An 18,790-nucleotide genomic window follows, 5' to 3' on the forward strand; every position below is an offset into this window, starting at 1 on the left:
GGTTACTAAGAGGAGTCAGAAATAAAAATCTGACTGAGAAAATAAATAAGCCACATTCAACAGAAAAAGAAGTTGAATGTGGCTTGTTTTGGTTATGGTCTGATCAGGATTTCTCAGATATCAAGCAGATCACTGTAAACTTTCAGTGCTCCGTCAGTGTCGTGTGCAAGTACACGTTTTGCAAGGACTTTACCAAGCTGTACACCCTCCTGGTCGAAGCTATTCAGATTCCAGAGGAAGCCCTGGAACATGATCTTGTTCTCAAAGTGTGCCAGAAGTGCACCAAGGGCTGCAGGTGTAAGCTCCTCACCGATGATAATACTGGAAGGACGTCCGCCCTTAAAGTCTTTATTCAGGTTCTCATCTTTTTTGCCGCAGGCGAAAGCTACGATCTGAGCTGCAACGTTTGCGCAGAGCTTCTGCTGGCTTGTGCTGTTCTCAATATCAACATCAACGCCTAACTGGCTCTTCTTAAATCCGATGAACTGCAGAGGAACGATGTCAGTTCCCTGATGTAATAACTGATAGAAGGAATGCTGTCCGTTGGTACCTGGTTCACCGAAGATCACAGGTCCTGTTACATAGTCTACAGGCTCACCGAAACGGTTAACGGATTTACCGTTGGATTCCATGTCACACTGCTGTAAGTGTGCAGGGAAACGGCTCAGTGCCTGAGAATATGGGAGAACTGCTGTAGCAGGATAGCCCTGTACATTTCTCTCATAAACACCGATCAGTGCATCCAGCATATCCGGGTTCTCAAGAATGTTCTTATTTGTAGCAAGAGTGTCCTCAGCAGCAGCTCCCTCAAGGATCTGTGCAAATACTTCAGGACCAAATGCCAGGGAAAGGATTGCTCCGCCTACACCGGAAACAGAAGAGTAACGTCCGCCGATATAGTCATCCATAAAGATGGCTGTCAGGTAATCTTCGCTCTTTGCCAGAGGAGAAGTCTCACTTGTTACAGCAAGCATATGCTTGGATGGGTTTAATCCTGCTTTCACCAGAGCGTTCTTTACGAAAGCTTCGTTTGTCAGTGTTTCCAGGGTTGTACCGGATTTGGATACAACGATGAAGAGAGAATGAGCAAGATCTACAGAAGCAAGAACTGCAGCTGCGTCATCAGGATCTACGTTGCTGATGAATTTCGCTTCCATTTTAAATGTGTTGTTTGCTTTTGCCCAGTTCTCAAGAGCAATATATAATGCGCGTGGACCTAAGTCACTTCCGCCGATACCAATCTGAACTACAGATGTGAATTTCTCGCCATTCTCATTGGTGATTTCACCTGTATGAACCTTGTTTGCGAAGTCTGCAGCTTTTTTCTGCTGTGCAACGTAGAATTCACGTTTGTCAACGCCGTCCACCACTACAGCATCGCCCTGCTGTTTACGTGCAAGGTGATGAAGAACCATACGTTTCTCACCGGTGTTGATCACTGCACCGTTGTATAACTCCTGGAATTTCTCAATAAGTTCAGCTTCGTCTGCCAGCTTTGCAAGTGCATCAAGAACAGTCTCATCAATCTGCTTTGCAGCATAGTTGTAAGCTAAACCGGCTGCCATTGGTGTGCTGTATTTCTTTACACGTTCAGCACCTTTCTCGCCTGCCATGGCATTTGCGATATCTACATGACCTTTCAGTTCGACAAGTTTGCTGTAAGAAGCAAGAGTGTCGAGATTTTTCCATGTTGCCATAATAATATTCCTCCTTTAGAATAGATGCGATTTCAGGTACATTTATCCGGAAGCGGACTTAATGCTGTTGAAGTCTGGATCAGAAAGATGTAACAGAATAACCGCTTTAGTGCAATTATACTTAAAAATGGGGAAGATTTCAACGTATAGAGACTTATTTTGTGGAGAAAAACCTGTTTTTCTGATAAGAATACCATAAACAGGACAGTAACTATTTGCAATAAGAACGGCAAGATGATATTATGTATAAAGCTAGTTACTGTTCACTCCGTTCACAGTAACACAGCCAAAATTCATTCCAGATTGCCTGCGGCAATGGAATTTTGGCTTGTATGTCTCGGGATTTTGGCATATTCATGCCAAAACACCTCGCGGAATAGTGGTGTGTGAACAGTAACTAAAGCTACAGTTAGACAGCAATTTTACAGGGAGATAATCAAAAATGGAATTCTGGGATATTTATGATGAAAATAAGAAACCAACAGGACGCACAATGAAAAGAAATGACTGGTGCCTGAAGGATGGAGAGTATCATTTAACTGTACTTGGCGTTATCGGCAGACCGGATGGCACATTTCTGATCACCAAGCGTGTGATGACCAAGGCATGGGCACCTGGCTGGTGGGAAGTATCCGGAGGTGCAGCCCAGGCTGGTGAAGAATCTTATGAAGCAGTTCTTCGTGAAGTAAAAGAGGAAACAGGACTGGATGCCCGGAATGCAGAAGGCGGATATCTGTTTACCTATAAGCGAGAGAATCCGGGTGAAGGAGATAACTACTTTGTGGATGTGTATCGTTTCATTATGGACATTGACGAGAATGACCTGCATCTGCAGACAGAAGAGACGGATGGATATATGTTTGCCACTGTTGATGAGATCAAAGCCTTTGCAGCAGAGGGAAAATTCCTTCATTATGATAGTATAAAGAAGGCTTTTTACCTGTCATAATATGGCATAACAGAATAATAACAGTAATGGAATCGCAAAATAAAAAACCATCATACAGGAACAGTTTGACCTGTATGGTGGTTTTTTTATAAGACTATTTCATAGCATTTCTGATTGCTGCCAGCAGCTCATCATATTCCTCGTATGCCGGAATCTCCGGATAATCTGCTTTGATCTTGTCTGTGCTGCGGAACAGGAAGCCGGCCTTGCTTGCCTGGATCATACCCAGGTCATTGTAGGAATCGCCGCTTGCAATGGTATCGAATCCAATAGACTGCAGAGCCTTTACAGTAGTTAACTTGGACTGTTCCACTCTCATCTTAAAGCCTGTGATCTCACCGTTGTCTGCAACTTCAAGTGTATTGCAGAACAGAGTGGGTCTTCCAAGCTTCTCCATGAGGGGCGCTGCGAACTGTGTGAAAGTATCGCTGATCAGGATTACCTGAGAGAAAGAACGAAGCTCATCCAGAAATTTCTTTGCACCCGGAAGGGGATCGATCTTTGCGATAACCTCCTGAATTTCTTTCAGTCCAAGACCATGCTCCTTCAGAATCCCAAGTCTCCAGTTCATCAGCTTATCATAATCCGGCTCATCACGGGTAGTTTTCTTCAGCTCCGGGATGCCGCTGGCCTCTGCAAATGCGATCCAGATCTCAGGCACCAGAACGCCCTCTACATCAAGACAAGTGATATACATGATAGAATCCTCCTTTGTGAAAACATCTTTATTTGTAAATATTCTTTACCGCTTTATTTGACGAAAATATCTTAACATATTCTGAAGAGCCTTGCAAGTTACTGTTATTTATGTACAGATATATCCGGCGTAAGCCGAAGGTTCTGTATATCAGGCGAATATTACTGAGAATGGAGTCAGGCGGATATTCGCAACCTCCGCAGGGGACTTACCTGATTCGGTTAAAAAATATGTATTGACAATAAAAAAACAACTCCCTATAATAGTTAGGAAACTAACAGATAGCATCCTAACCATGTGGCAAAATCCGGGAGGTGAACATCATAGACCAGGAAACCAGGCAGAAACTGAACAATATGCACGTAGGCCGTCTGATCCGTATTTTATCCCATTCCATGAGACGTCACAATCCGGCGGAAATGATAGAGAATAAAGATCTGACATCCATGCAGAAGCATGTGCTGAAATTTATCCTTCTGGAAAGCATACACAGAGATCTTTACCAGAAAGATATTGAAGAGGAATTTCAGATCAGGAAACCTACAGTAACAGGAATCCTGCAGCTAATGGAGAAAAACGGATACATTTACAGAGAATGTGCGAAGCAGGATGCCCGCCTGAAACGGATCCTTCCCACAGAAAAGGCAGAATCCCTGCGCCAGCCTATCCTTCACAGCATTGAAGAGGACGAAGCAGCAATGATTCGGGGCATCCCGAAAGAGGATGTGGAGCTGTGCAAACAGGTTCTGTGGCAGATGTGTGCAAACAGAAAGAAAATGTGCAATAAAAAAGACAGCAATTACAAAAAATAAAATACAAGGAGGACATCAACAAAGATGAACAAAAAACTTTTACGTTCCGTCCGGGAGTACAAAAAGCAGTCCATTCTGGCACCGCTTCTGGTAATCCTGGAGGTTCTGATGGAAGTTCTGATCCCCCTGGAGATGGCCAAGATCATTGACATCGGTATCGCCCAGGGCAATCTGAGCTACATCATACAGAGAGGAATCATTCTGGTTGTGATGGCAATGCTTGCACTGTTTTTCGGCGTACAGGCCGGAAATATGGCAGCTTACGCAGCAGCAGGCTATGCCAAAAACCTGAGACATGATATTTTCTACAAGGTACAGGATTTTTCCTTCAAAAATATCGACCATTTTTCCACCTCAGGACTGGTTACACGAATGACCACTGACATTACCAATGTGCAGCAGGCATATATGATGAGTATCCGTCTGCTGGCCAGGGCACCGTTTATGATCATTCTGTCCTGGATCATGACACTGACCATCAGCAAACCGGCATCAATCCTGTTCCTCATTGCCATACCATTCCTGGGAGGCACCCTGCTTTTTATTGCAAAAGCAGCCCACCCTCATTTCATTAAGGTATTTGATGAGTATGATGTGCTGAACAATTCCGTACAGGAGAATGTAAACGCCTCTCGCGTGGTAAAGGCTTTCGTCCGTGAGGACTATGAGATCGAGAAATTCCATGGGATTTCCAGATATGTCTATGATCTTTTCACCAAAGCAGAGAAGATCGTGGCATGGAATGCCCCGGTTATGCAGTTTACCATGTATACAGTCGTGCTGATTCTGGTAGCTATCGGCGGCAGATCTATCGTAGGCGGAACTATGGAAGTAGGAGAGCTTACCAGTGTGATTGTCTATGCCCTGCAGATCATCGGCTCCCTGATGATGGTAACTTTCGTATTTGTTATGATTATGATCGCTGAGGCATCCACAGACCGAATCGTAGGAGTTCTGGATGAGGTTCCGGAAATGCAGGATCAGGCTGATGCAGTGAAAAATGTGGCAGACGGCTCCATAGACTTCGACCATGTGGACTTCAGCTACGGAGGAGAAGGTGGCAATCTTTCCCTAAAGGATATTAATCTTCATATTAAATCCGGCCAGACCGTAGGAATCATCGGCGGCACCGGAAGTGCCAAGTCTACACTGGTACAGATGATCCCCAGACTTTACGATGTTACAGGAGGAAGTGTAAAGGTAGGAGGCGTTGATGTGCGCGAGTATAATCTGGAAGCGCTTCGTGACCAGGTATCCATGGTTCTCCAGAAGAACGTGCTTTTCTCAGGCAGCATTTATGAAAACATCCGCTGGGGTGATGAGCATGCCAGTGACGAGGAGGTTCAGAGAGTCTGCCGCCTGGCACAGGCAGACGGATTCATCAATGAATTTCCGGATGGCTACAACACTATGATCGTCCAGGGCGGAAACAACGTATCCGGTGGACAGAAGCAGCGTCTGTGTATTGCCAGAGCCCTGCTGAAGAAGCCAAAGATTCTGATTCTGGATGATTCCACCAGTGCGGTAGACACCAGAACAGATGCCCTGATCCGTAAGGCTTTCCGCGAGGAAATCCCGGATACCACCAAGCTGATCATTGCGCAGAGAGTTTCTTCTATTGAAGACGCAGATCAGATCATTGTACTGGATGACGGTAAGATCGCAGGAGTAGGAACCTCCGAAGAATTACTGAAAACCAATGAAATTTACAGAGAAGTATATGAATCACAGGTCAAAGGAGGCGGAGAAGATGAATAAGAAGAAAAAAGTAGACCAGAACACCATCAAAACTGCCAAAAGACTTCTGAAATATATAACCGAAACCTATAAGCTGCGGCTGATACTGGTATTTATCTGTATCTTTCTCAGCGCAGTAGCCAGCATTTCCGTATCCCTGTCCCTGAAATATCTGCTGGATGATTATATTATCCCGCTGATCGGACAGACAGCCCCCAATTATGCAGAGCTGTACAAGGCAATGGCAGTTCTGGGCTGCATTTTCGCAGTAGGGGTGATCGCAACCTTTATTTACAGCAGAATGATGGTATTTATCGGACAGGGCGTGCTGAAGCGCATCCGTGACGATATGTTTGAGCATATGCAGACTCTGCCTATCCGTTACTTCGACCAGAATACCAACGGCTCCATCATGAGTCTCTACACCAATGATACAGACACACTGAGACAGATGATCAGCCAGGCAATCCCTCAGGGACTGATGGCACTGTTCACCATTATCGTAACCTTTATCTCCATGCTGGTGCTTAGTCCACTGCTGACCATCCTGGCTGTGGCTGTTATCTTCATTATGATGGCAGTGACCGGTAAGATCGGGGCAAACAGTGGTAAATATTTCATCCGTCAGCAGGTATCTCTGGCAGATGTGACCGGATTTGTGGAAGAGCGCATGAACGGTCAGAGGGTTGTTAAGGTTTTCAACCATGAAGCAAAATCCGAACAGGAATTTGACCGTCTGAACGAAGCTCTCTTTGAAAGCTCCGCCAACGCCAACAAATACGCCAACATGATGGGTCCTGTGATTGGAAACATCGGTAACTTACAGTTCGTGCTCACAGCAGTTCTGGGAGGATTTCTCTCTGTAGCAGGAGTAGGCGGCATCACTCTGGGTGTCATGGCTTCCTATCTGCAGTTCACAAAGAGCTTTACCCAGCCCTTCATGCAGGTGGCACAGCAGTTCAATGCCATTGTTATGGCCCTTGCAGGTGCTGAACGAATCTTCAACCTGATCGATGAGAAGCCGGAAGAAGATGAAGGTTATGTAGAGCTTGTTAATGCGAAAAAAGATGCCCAGGGAAATATCACAGAATGCAAGGAAAGAACCGGCATGTGGGCATGGAAGCATCCTCATTCTGCAGACGGCTCTGTAACCTATACAGAACTTACAGGAGATGTCCGCTTCGAGGATGTAACCTTCGGCTATAACCCGGATAAAGTAATCCTTCAGGATATCAGTCTCTTTGCAAAGCCCGGCCAGAAGCTTGCCTTCGTAGGCTCCACAGGTGCAGGAAAAACTACCATCACCAACCTGATCAACCGTTTCTACGATATTCAGGAAGGTAAGATCCGCTATGACGGAATCAATATCACCAAGATCAAAAAGGATGACCTGAGACATTCACTGGGAATCGTACTTCAGGATACCCACCTGTTCACAGGAACCATCCGGGAAAATATCCGCTACGGAAAACTGGATGCCACAGATGAGGAAGTATATGAGGCAGCAAGACTGGCTCACGCAGACCAGTTCATCAAAATGCTTCCCAAGGGCTATGATACCATGTTAAGCGGAGACGGAGAGGAACTGTCCCAGGGACAGAGACAGCTTCTGTCTATTGCAAGAGCAGCAGTAGCCAATCCGCCGGTACTGATCCTGGATGAAGCAACTTCAAGTATCGATACCCGTACAGAAAGCATTGTACAGAAAGGAATGGACAATCTGATGAAGGGCAGAACCGTATTCGTTATTGCCCACAGACTTTCCACCATCCGCAACAGCAATGCCATCATTGTACTGGATCACGGCAAGATCATCGAGCGCGGTGACCACGAAGACCTGATCCGTCAGCACGGCACCTACTATCAATTATATACAGGTAAACTGGAGCTGTCATAAAGCCCCGGCAAAACTACAAAACCCCCAGACCATGAAGGCAATGCCTGTATGGCCTGGGGGTTTTTGAGGTTGGAGGACAACACTATCCAATTTCGGATTCAAGATTATTTGTTCACGAAGCATTTTTAAAAGAGGAAGAATCAGAGCGTAATCAGAAGGGAGCCGAAAAGGAGTCAAAAAAGGAGCCAAAAAAGGAGCCGAAAGAAAGCTGGATATATTGCAGAAATTGGAAGAAAATCCAGAGATAACTCAGATTAAACTTATGGAGGAGTTTGATTTATCGAGAAAGCAGATTCAGAAGATTATAAAGGAGTTACGTAGGAAGGGTGTCATAATCTACAACCACCAGCATAAAATATAGCATGGCCTTCTTTGTGAAATATCACAAAAAAATCAAGGCTTTTAAACGAAACAATTTCGACTTTACATGAACAAGAACCAAAATGCTCTGATAATATTGACAAATTGTTTCTCACGTATTATCATACTAAATACAAATACAGAAAAAAAGCAAACCTGGTGCGAACTAGGGACGCAAAGCTAGGAGTCTCTTGAAGGGCAGGCAGGGAGGAGCGATACCAACAGGATTCATCCCCCGGCATTGACCATATAAGAGTTACAGAGAGACAGTTCGGCTGCAATTATTCACTAACGATAGAGAATGATTGCAGCCTTTTTATTTGCCAAAAATACAGCAGACCGCTGTATCAGAAATAAGGAGCATAAGTATGACTGACAAAGAATTAAGGCGTCTGAGCCGTACCGATTTACTGGAAATGCTTCTGGAACAGAGCAAAGAAGTAGAGCGCCTGCAGCAGGAGCTGGCAGAAGCCAGACAGCAGCTGGAGGAACGGAGGATCATGACAGAAGAAGCCGGATCCATCGCAGAAGCCGCACTTCGAATCAACCGGGTATTTGAGGCAGCACAGGCAGCCGCAGACCAGTACCTGGAGAATATCCGGCAGCAGGCCCCGGGCCATACAGATACAAAACCCACAGACAGTCAGGAAAATGAAGGCATTCAGGAATGAGGAAAAAGACCAGCAAAGAAATCACATCCATGCCTACAGTAACCCAGCTGGAGGCGGAATTAAACAGAACAAAATACAGACACAGATACCACCGGGGACTGAGAAACACCCTTGGAACCCTGATCACCGTGGCAGCAACGGCAGTTCTGATCGCCGTACTCCTGCTCCCGGTACTTCAGATCTACGGCAGTTCCATGTACCCCACTATCCAGGAGGGACAGATCGTAGTTTCCGTAAAAGGAGCCGATTTCACCCAGGGAGATGTGATCGCCTTTTACTACAATAACAAGATATTGGTAAAGCGAATGATCGCAGGTCCCGGAAGCTGGGTAGATATAGATAAGAAAGGAAATGTCACCGTAGACGGCCAACCTCTGGATGAGCCCTATCTGACAGAGAAAGCCCTGGGTGACTGCAACATCAAGCTTCCATATCAGGTGCCGGACGGCAGATACTTCGTTATGGGAGACCACAGATCCACTTCCATAGACAGCCGTAACACTTCCGTAGGCTGCGTGGCAGAGGAGCAGATCGTAGGGAAAATCGTATTCAGGCTTTGGCCTTTGAAATCATTTGGCACTGTGAAATAACCAGCGCCGGGGATAAGGAGAGATGTCAATATGAAAAAATTATTGTTGCGGGAAGCGGCAAAGCATAAATTACAGAATCGCAGGCGGAAGCGCTGGCAGAAGACAGTAAGCATCCTTGCCTGTCTGGTGGTTTTTTGTACTGTCTATGCATTGATCCTCCCGGCACTGACCGCAGAGGCGGATACCTACTGTGGCAAAGAGGAGCATACCCATACAGAGGACTGTTATGAGGACAAATTGATCTGTGGCAAAGAGGAAGGCCAGGGAGCCCACCAGCATACGGATGACTGTTATAAGGAAGTGGATGCTCTGGTCTGTCAGACCCCGGAATCCGAGGGACACCAGCACACAGAAGCTTGCTATACAGAAGAACAGGTTCTGACTTGCACAAATAAAGAAGAGGGCCATGTACATAGTGAGTTTGACGGCTGCTATACCACAGAGAAAAGGCTTACCTGCGGTATGGAGGAGGGCGAAGGTGCTCACCACCACACAGCAGAATGTTATGAGAAAAAGAAAGAGCTGATCTGTGGACAGCAGGAAAACGATGGTCACCGCCACACAGCAGAATGCTATAAAAAAGAGCTGATCTGTGGCAAAGAGGAGCACACCCATACCCTTGCCTGCTATTCCAATCCTGATGCAGATGTAGAGAATGGAGATGTATGGCAGAACACAGTAAGCAGTGTCACACTTACAGGTAACTGGGGTGCAGATCTGGCAGCCATTGCCCAGACCCAGACCGGATACACAGAGAGCACAGCCAACTACGCAGTAGCAGAGGACGGACAGACCATCCACGGCTATACCCGCTACGGCGCATGGGCAAATGACCCATACCGGGATAACTGGTCCGCCCAGTTCGCAGACTTCTGTCTGAGCTACGCAGGAGTACCTACAAGCGCAGTACCTCAGAACAGTGACTGCAGCGCATGGAATTACACAAATCCGGATGGCTACACACCAAAGACCGGTGACCTGCTTCTGCTGGATACAGACAACAACGGCAGCGCCGACCACGCCGGAATCGTAACCACCGCTGACGACAGCACCTTGACCGCCATCGTAGGCGATGCCGACAAAGCAGTCAGAAACAACACCTATAATATAGGAAGCGAAAATATCAAAGGCTACGTCTCCATCCCGGAAAACCCGGCACTGGCAGATGACAACAATGAGGAAGAAACAACAGAAACAACTCCAGCTCCGGAAGTAACCGAAGAACCACAGGAAACTCCGGCACCGGAGATTACCCCGGAAGCAGAGCCGACACAGGAGCCGGAGACAACGCCAGAAGCGGAACCGACCCAGGTACCGGAAGCAACTCCGAAAACAGAACCGACCCAGGCACTGGAAACAACTCCGGAAGCGGAGCTGACTCCGACACCAGAGTTAAGTGTCACCCCGACACCTATAGTAGATCCGGAACTTTCAGTTACCCCGACACCGGAACTTTCGGTAACTCCGACACCAGAGCTTTCAGTAACTCCAACTGTAGCTCCAGAGCCGGATTATCAATATGAGGATGACAAGGTTATAGTTGTTGCTTATGCAGATGAAGATGCTAACCTGCCGGAGGATGCAGTGCTGAATGCACGTTACATTGAACCTGGAAGCGAAGAGTATCAGAATGCAGTTGCTGCCTTTGATGAACAGCTTGGGAATGATGAAGATGCGGTAACTGATTATGTTCTTTATGATGTCTACTTTACTTCTGAATCAGCTGAATCAGAAAACAAAGAGATTGAGCCAGAGGGAAATGTCAATATATTTATGACATTTAAAGATAACGAACATACAAAGGTTCAGGGAGATATCGTAGATACACAGGTAGTACATCTGAAAGACAGTGGTGAAGCAGAAGTAATTGAAAATGGAACTGTTGATGTGGCAGATGACAGTACAATCCAGGCAATTACATTTACAAATAGTAATTTCTCAATTACAGGAGCGCGGTTATTACTTGCAAAAGCCGTTGGACCAACTCTTGAGAAAAATGAATGGTTTGGTACATTGGATGATGCTAGGAGTAAGAGGCTGGTTTTACAATATGATAATCAGTCTTTAGGAGATCTTCAAAATGCTCAGTCTGATATATGGGTTACTTGTTATAACAATCAACAGCAGGAGATAGGAGAGATTCGGTCATTTAATATAAGAAGTAATGTTAGTCAATTTAATGGACAGACATTACAGAACCAACTTAACAATGCACTTAATAATATATCATTCAAAGATCAGGTTACATTTGTAAAGCTTAGATGGGAAATTCCATCTTTGAGTAATACCTTTTTTGATTTTAGTGATGAAGGTTCTGTAACATTAGAAAATGGGATTAAATTTAATGTTGTGGAACGTACATTTCAGCCCGATGATGTATGGACAAATGGTACATTAACTTATGTGGCAATTGGACCTCAACATCAATATAATACTTCAGGTCCGTTAGGACTAGCAAGCAACTTTCATATCGTTGGATTTAGTAGTGTTAATAACACGGCACATACGAATGGTAATATAGTAACAAATTCTTTGTCTTATGGAAGCAATTTTGGAACAAGCAAGATATCAGGAGAAATTAGTTATATAAAATCGTTTGCATCAGGTAATAACCTTCAGTGTGGTGATGGAGAAGATGATATTTTGGTTATTGGCAAAGATATGAAGGTTACAGTGAGAAGTGACAGATTTGTATTGATTGGGAGTCAGGGGGAACAACGTGAAGTAATTAAACCTCGAATCATATATCAGGATACAGCAGCATATAGCTTTTTGTCTTTGGATACAATGAAAACTCAACTAGAGTCCTATAATGAAGATTTTGCTGAAAAGACTGATTCAGGTGTAGAGGGTCTTGGTGGTGTAGAGCATAATGAACTTACAGTTGGTGGAACTACAGGAGAAGCTGTTTGGAATGTGAACGCATCAACATTGAAAAATTTAAAAGATAATAAACTGATCATTAAGGGCTTATCCAATAACACAGGTACATCATTGATAATTAATGTTACGCCTGATACAGAGGTTGCAATACCTGAAATTGACTATAGTAATAATATGAGTGCTTCTGGGGGAGAAGTAACTACATTTTCAGCTGGTAAGGTGATATGGAATATTAAACCTGGATATAGTGGGAATGTAACTATATGTGGTTCCAAATCATCAGGAACTTTGATTGCACCCTGTGCTACAGTGACTTTAAATAAAAACTGGAATGGATCTGCGTTCGCAGATGTAGTTAATGTAACAGCTGAAAGCCACAGAACAGATTTTACAGGTTCACTGGGATTTGGTGTAACTAAGACTATAGATGGCATAGATAACGTAGCTGGAAAGAGCTGGCAAAGTGGATATGAATTTCAGTTTGTACTTACCGGAAAAACCGAAAATGGAAAAAAAGCGCCGATGCCTGTAGGAAGCGATATAGCAACCAATTCTAAGACTATTGCAGTTACCTATGCTAATCGAACACCGAGTTTTGGTAAAATTGATTATCGTAATAATGATATAGGACAGACATATACGTATACATTGGTTGAGAAACCAGGGACGATCGCCGGAATTACATATTCTCAGGAAGAATATGAAATACAGGTAAAAGTTTCTGAATCGGGTAATGGACTTAGTATTGAAAATTCATATAGAAAGAAAACGGCAACTGGATACACTGGATGGGAGTCGGGATTGCCAGCAGACGGCAAATTTGCTTTTATAAACAAGTATGAAGAGAATAAAGCCCATGCAGTTGTAAAAGCTCAGAAAATGGTAAATGAACAGGCTCCTGCAAATAATGAATGTTTTGATTTTACACTTGCAAAGTATGACAGCGACAGTAGTCAGTGGCAGACAGTAGAAACAGTTCAAAACAGTGGACGTAATGTTACATTTAGTCAGCTGAACTATGATACTGCAGGAATTTATTATTATAAAATTACTGAGACAGGTCAAAAGTCGGGATATATATATGATACCGCTGTTTATGTTGTTAAAGTTGAAGTTGAGCAAACAAATAATAAGATGAATACGAAATCTATAAGTTATTATAAATATGAGGCCAATGATACGATTGACTTGGGTTCGTTGGGAAGTAGTATCTTAGAGAACAGAGTGATATTTAACAATCACAAGGAAGATAATTATGTTCTTCCCGAAACCGGAGGAACCGGAACCAACAGGTTTACAGCAGTGGGTCTGGCCTTAATGGCAGGATCACTGATGTGTGGATACGTTATGAGGCGGAAACGCAGAGAAGGGAGGAGAAATTAAGCCTCTCCAATCCGGCGAAAAAGATGCGCCGAGACGTATTCAGAAAATAAATTTAAAATTTAATCGAACAGGAGACAAAGCAGCAGTTCGATTAAAATAAACGGCGAAGCAGATACAAACATCTGCGTCAACGGGAACAAGAAAAATATTTAATAAGAAGAAAAGAGAGGGAAAGTTATGAAACATTTAAGGAAAATTGTCAGCATATTGTTGACAGCAATCATGGTATTAGCTATGTGCATACCGGTAATGGCAGATGGCGTTACGGGTGGAAACGGGTATACTATTACAGCACCTGATAATGGTCACACATATGATATATATCAAATTTTTACAGGTGAAGTATCAGGCGGCAATTTGATAAAAGAAAAATGGGGCGAGAATGCGAAAAATGTAAATTCAACAGTAAAAAAAGGCGATACAGTACCAAGTGGTGTTTTGCAGGCACTGGAAGCTGTATCACAAGAAATTACACATACAGATAGTGAACAATTAAATGTTATCACGAAGTATGTTGATTTTAATAGTAGTGCAATTGCTACAATAACAGGAGGACAAAGTACGGGGGCGCTTCCGGTAGGATATTATCTAATTAAAGACGTTGCAAGTACGAATACAAATAATAATGATGCGTTTTCTATTTATATGGTAAAGCTATTAAATAGCAACATTACAATTCAGCCTAAAGTAAGTGTTCCTACTGCTGAAAAGAAAGTAAAAGATGTTAATGATTCAACAGGCATAACTACTGTAGATAACCAGAACAGTAATACAGAATGGATAGACTCAGCTGATTATGATATTGGTGATGATGTACCATTCCAATTAAAAGGTACGGTTGCTGCTGATTATGATCGATATACAAAATATAAATTTGTTTTTCATGATAAGCAACAGAAAGATCAAAATGGAGCTTCTGTGTTTAATTTTAAACCAGACACAGTAAAGGTTACAGTAGATGGACAGGAAGTAAAAAACACAGAAACGAATAAATATTATAATGTTAAAACAACAGGACTTTCAGATGGAGATGACTTTGAAATAGAGTTTTCTAATTTAAAACAAATCAGTTCTGTTCATGCTGGTAGTGTAATTATTGTAGAATATAATGCAACTTTAAATAGTAATGCGGTAATAGGTAAAGGTGGAAATAAGAATACAATGCATTTAGAGTATTCTAATAATCCAGAACAAGAAGGTTCAACAGGACATACACCAGACGATACAGTTATCGTATTTACTTACCAAACAACTATAAATAAAGTGGATAAAGATAAAAACCCATTGGAAGGTGCAGAATTTACACTTGAGAAATTTTATAAAAACGAAAGTAATGGCGAATGGAGATCAATTACTAAAGTGAATAATGGTTCTTCAACAGTCTTTGAATTTGCGGGATTAGATGATGGATATTATAGATTAACTGAAACTACTCATCCGGAAGGATATAATCCGATAGATCCTATTTATTTTACAATAACTGCTGAACATGAACTCTTATCTGACAATCCAGGATTAATAAGTTTAAGAGCAACGGAAACAACTGAACAGCATACAAATAAGGAAGCAGGAAGTATTACATTTACCTCAACTAATGAGGATGATGGAATATTAACAACAAATGTTGTTAATAAAAAGGGTTCCCTCCTTCCAGAAACCGGTGGTATCGGTACAACAATCTTCTACATCGTTGGTGTAGTTCTTGTTCTTGGTGCTGGCGTTCTGCTTGTTACTAAGAAACGTATGAATGCAGATAAATAAGTAACAGATTTGTTTTCATCCTACATAAGAGAATGGAAGCATTAAATAGTAGTAACACCCTCCGGGGGAGCAGGAAGTGTTTCCTGTTCCTTCGGAGATAATATTATGACAACAGGGAGATACACATGAAGAAAAAAGATTTTTCCACAATTGCATTAATCATTGTTTTTTTCGTGGGTGTCTCCGTGCTGTTATATCCGACAGTCAGTGATTACTGGAATTCCCTGCACCAGTCCCAGGCCATTGCCACTTATGCGGACTCGGTGGAGAACATGGATGAACAGGATTACGAGAAGCTGTGGGATGCGGCGGTCAGTTATAACCAGAAGCTGTTTCAGTCCGGACATGGTCTGGGGTTGAAGGATGAGGAGAAAGAGGAGTACAATAAACTGTTGGATGTGTCTGGCACTGGGATTATGAGTTATATTGAAATTCCCAAGATCAAATGCTCCCTTCCTGTTTATCATGGCACAGACGAAGGTGTACTGCAGATCGCTGTGGGTCATATTGAGGGAAGCTCCCTGCCTGTAGGCGGGCTGAATACCCACTGTGTTCTCTCCGGACACAGAGGACTGCCCAGTGCCAAGCTTTTTTCCAACCTGGATAAGCTGGAGGAGGGGGATATCTTTATGATCCGTACTCTGGATCAGACCCTTACCTATGAGGTTGACCAGATTCGTATTGTCCTGCCTGATGAGGTGGAGAATCTGAAGATTGAAGAGGGTAAGGATCTGTGTACTCTGGTGACCTGCACTCCTTATGGAATTAATACCCACCGTCTGCTGGTGAGGGGCCACAGAGTTGCCAACCAGGAGGAGGCAGAGGTTGTCCGTGTCACAGCGGATGCCATGTTGGTGGACAATAGAATTGTAGCTATGTGTATTGCAGTTCCTGTGCTGGTGCTTTTGCTGATCTATGTGGCATTTGGCGGCAGACGCAGGAAGAGATAGAGGAAATGAAGAAAAAGTGGATGTCGCGTCTGATGACGCTTTTGATTGTGGTTGTGTTTGTGGCTGGGCTTTCCTTCCTGCTGTATCCTACAGCAAGTAACCTGTGGAACCGGGCCCATCAGTCCCGGGCCATTGCTACCTATACGGAGCAGGTGGAGAAGCTGGATGATTCCAGCAATAAGGAAATGCTGAAGGCTGCCAGGAAATACAACAAAGAGCTTTTGAAGAAAGCCGATCACTGGAAACTGTCCAAAAAGGATAAGAAAAAGTATGAAGGTCTTCTGGATGTGTCTGGTACCGGTATTATGGGTTATATAGAGATTCCAAAGATTGACTGTTCCCTGCCTGTTTATCACGGGACAAACGAGGGAGCCCTGCAGATTGCCATCGGTCATCTGGAGGGAAGCTCTCTTCCTGTAGGGGGCAAGAGCTCTCACTGTGTGCTTTCCGGGCACAGGGGGCTGCCTAGCGCCAGGCTTTTTACAGATCTGGACCAGATGGAGGAGGGAGATACCTTTATCCTGAATATCTTGGGTCATAAGCTGGCCTATGAGGTGGATCAGATCAAGGTGGTCCTGCCTGAGGAAATGTCCGACCTGGAGATCCAGGAGGGCAAGGATCTGTGTACCCTGGTAACCTGTACTCCCTATGGGATCAATACCCACCGTCTGCTGGTAAGGGGATACCGGGTAAAATATGTGGAGACCAAGGTGCAGGAGCAGAAGGAAGTGTCGAAACCGAAAACAGATACCAGGCTGGTGATTGCTGGGGCAGCGGTCGGTGCAGTGGTACTGTTTATTATAATTTTCGCGGTGAGACGCCGCAGAAAGCATAGAAATCAACAGAGATAACGGAGGCTGATGGTATATGGAGAAAAAGGTGAAAAAGGGAAGAGGGCTGAGAGTTTTCATTGCTCTTGGGGTAATGTGTATGCTCCTTATGGGGCTGGCTGTCCAGGCTGGGGCAGCAGATTCTGAGCCTGCAAGCGGAAATCTGACAATGACTCTCACTGTGACAGAGAATGGCAAACAGGTTCCTATGGCACAGGTGCCGCTGGCTTTGTACCAGGTAGGAACTATGGATACTCAGCCGGTTGTGCAGTTCCATCTGGATCCCAGTCTGTCAGCCACAGGTGTAGATCTGAATAATCTAAGGACAGCAGCAGATTCCCAGAAGGCAGCAGCAGCTTTATCCCAGGCTGTGGCTTCGGCGGGGGTGGTTTCCTATACGGCATCCACAGACGTCAATGGCCAGGTGAGCTTCCAGGCTCTGCCAAAGGGAGTATACCTTCTGGTGCAGACCGGCGGGACAGAGATCTGTACAGTTTCCGCCATGCTTCTCTCTGTGCCTTATAGCGCAGACGGCAAGACTCTGGAATATGATGTGAAGGCTTTTCCAAAGGCAGACCGCAAGCTGGAAAAAAGCAGGCTGACAGTGACTAAGAAGCTGTGTATCCTGGATAAGGATCTGAACGAAAAGCCGATCAGTGCACCGGATGCTACTTACTATGTAAGACTTTTCCGGGATGAGGCGGCTACAGTTCCCTATGGTGAGGTAAAGGCAATCCGCATCCAGGGACAGAGCAGTGGTACCGTGGATTTTACAGATCTGCCTGAGGGCACCTATTATATCCGCGAGACGGATGCAGAGGGAAATCCCAGACCGGTGGGTGATGCTTTTCAGGATGAGAATGGCAAGGAGGTAAGCTGCTTTATTGCTGTCAATGGTACAGATGGCACAGCTCTGAATTTTACCAATGCCTACAAGGATCAGGCAGTGGTGGTAGATAATGTATATACGGATCTGCCGGATGGCTTCTATCTGGAGCGGAATCTGTGGATCCAGAAGAATGTAATAAAGGATGGTCAGCAGATCACCACAGATGATACCTTCTATGCTACAGTGAAGGAGGTGGATCCGGATACCGGTGAGGAGACAACGGTTATCACTACTGAGTTGACACAGAATGACCGTGTGGCAGTGAATTTCCAGATCCTGGATAAGGAGGAGCTGGAGAAGGTTCATACCTACCGTGTTTATGAGTCAGATGAGGAGGGTAATCCTGTAGATAAGAGTACCTTTGGATTTGAGGTAGGCGGCGAAGGCAATGTTGTGTTCCAGCCGGCAGATGATGAGAAGACCATCACTATCACCAATACGGTGGTTTCCACAACTCCTACACCGGCCCCAAGTATTACGCCTGGCAGTGATACACCGGGTTCAAGTTCCGGCGGCATATCCGGAAGTTCACCGGTAAAAACCGGAGACAGTACACCGGTTGGCTTGTTCATCGGCCTGTTCGCAGCAGCGGCTGTGATCGCCGGAGTTGTAGTATATCTGAAGAGACGCAAGAAATAATAGACGCCCGGGGGATTTCCCCCGGGCTTTTTGTGAACCTTTTTA

14 protein-coding genes are annotated in these 18,790 nt (G+C 44.5%); 12 read left to right on the forward strand and 2 right to left on the reverse strand.

Annotation, left to right across the window (positions count from 1 at the left end; genetic code table 11):
• Positions 1-113: 113 nt before the first annotated feature.
• Positions 114-1,697, reverse strand: a complete 1,584-nt coding sequence (locus ACTNC6_RS06245) for a glucose-6-phosphate isomerase (protein WP_441043497.1) — start codon at positions 1,695-1,697, stop codon at positions 114-116.
• A 442-nt stretch (positions 1,698-2,139) separates the two neighbouring features.
• Here ACTNC6_RS06245 and ACTNC6_RS06250 point away from each other — a divergent pair, with 442 nt between their 5' ends.
• Positions 2,140-2,646, forward strand: coding sequence for an NUDIX hydrolase (locus ACTNC6_RS06250; RefSeq protein WP_441033230.1), 507 nt, complete (start codon positions 2,140-2,142; stop codon positions 2,644-2,646).
• Positions 2,647-2,740: 94 nt separating this feature from the next.
• Here the strand turns inward: ACTNC6_RS06250 and thrH are convergent, their stop codons facing one another.
• The gene (gene thrH, locus ACTNC6_RS06255) at positions 2,741-3,343 is read right to left on the reverse strand and encodes a bifunctional phosphoserine phosphatase/homoserine phosphotransferase ThrH (RefSeq protein ID WP_019163186.1); all 603 of its coding nucleotides are present in this window, start codon (positions 3,341-3,343) and stop codon (positions 2,741-2,743) included.
• 314 nt (positions 3,344-3,657) lie between these two features.
• On the opposite strand from thrH, the gene ACTNC6_RS06260 reads away from it, so the two are divergent.
• The 11 genes from ACTNC6_RS06260 to ACTNC6_RS06310 all read left to right on the forward strand — a co-directional run bounded on the left by ACTNC6_RS06260 (position 3,658) and on the right by ACTNC6_RS06310 (position 18,745).
• Positions 3,658-4,155, forward strand: coding sequence for a MarR family winged helix-turn-helix transcriptional regulator (locus tag ACTNC6_RS06260; protein WP_441043498.1), 498 nt, complete (start codon positions 3,658-3,660; stop codon positions 4,153-4,155).
• A 24-nt stretch (positions 4,156-4,179) separates the two neighbouring features.
• Entirely contained in the window at positions 4,180-5,913 is a 1,734-nt protein-coding gene (locus tag ACTNC6_RS06265; RefSeq protein WP_441043499.1) for an ABC transporter ATP-binding protein, read from the forward strand.
• A complete protein-coding gene (locus ACTNC6_RS06270) occupies positions 5,906-7,789 on the forward strand; it encodes an ABC transporter ATP-binding protein (RefSeq protein WP_441043500.1) in 1,884 nt (627 codons plus the stop codon). The genes ACTNC6_RS06265 and ACTNC6_RS06270 overlap by 8 nt, the downstream gene beginning before the upstream one ends.
• A 226-nt stretch (positions 7,790-8,015) precedes the next feature.
• Positions 8,016-8,150 carry a winged helix-turn-helix domain-containing protein gene (locus ACTNC6_RS06275; RefSeq protein ID WP_303242875.1) on the forward strand — a complete coding sequence of 45 codons (135 nt, stop codon included), beginning with the start codon at positions 8,016-8,018 and terminating at the stop codon, positions 8,148-8,150.
• 367 nt (positions 8,151-8,517) lie between these two features.
• Entirely contained in the window at positions 8,518-8,820 is a 303-nt protein-coding gene (locus ACTNC6_RS06280; RefSeq protein WP_019163180.1) for a hypothetical protein, read from the forward strand.
• A complete protein-coding gene (lepB, locus tag ACTNC6_RS06285; RefSeq protein WP_441043501.1) occupies positions 8,817-9,410 on the forward strand; it encodes a signal peptidase I in 594 nt (197 codons plus the stop codon). Before ACTNC6_RS06280 ends, lepB begins: the two co-directional genes overlap by 4 nt.
• Before the next feature lie 30 nt (positions 9,411-9,440).
• Positions 9,441-13,676 carry a Spy0128 family protein gene (locus tag ACTNC6_RS06290; protein WP_441043502.1) on the forward strand — a complete coding sequence of 1,412 codons (4,236 nt, stop codon included), beginning with the start codon at positions 9,441-9,443 and terminating at the stop codon, positions 13,674-13,676.
• Between the two features lie 177 nt (positions 13,677-13,853).
• Entirely contained in the window at positions 13,854-15,437 is a 1,584-nt protein-coding gene (locus ACTNC6_RS06295) for an isopeptide-forming domain-containing fimbrial protein (protein WP_441043503.1), read from the forward strand.
• Positions 15,438-15,562: 125 nt separating this feature from the next.
• Positions 15,563-16,387 (forward strand): class C sortase, encoded by an 825-nt coding sequence (locus tag ACTNC6_RS06300; RefSeq protein ID WP_441043504.1) that lies wholly within the window; start codon positions 15,563-15,565, stop codon positions 16,385-16,387.
• 5 nt (positions 16,388-16,392) lie between these two features.
• Complete coding sequence (locus ACTNC6_RS06305; RefSeq protein WP_441043505.1) at positions 16,393-17,238, forward strand: class C sortase; 846 nt, start codon at positions 16,393-16,395, stop codon at positions 17,236-17,238.
• A gap of 16 nt (positions 17,239-17,254) precedes the next feature.
• Complete coding sequence (locus ACTNC6_RS06310) at positions 17,255-18,745, forward strand: LPXTG cell wall anchor domain-containing protein (protein ID WP_441043506.1); 1,491 nt, start codon at positions 17,255-17,257, stop codon at positions 18,743-18,745.
• The last annotated feature ends 45 nt before the right edge of the window (positions 18,746-18,790 follow it).

Origin of the sequence: Blautia sp. HCP3S3_C4, from assembly GCF_052064095.1 — a bacterium.
Taxonomy (GTDB): Bacteria; Bacillota; Clostridia; order Lachnospirales; family Lachnospiraceae; genus Blautia_A.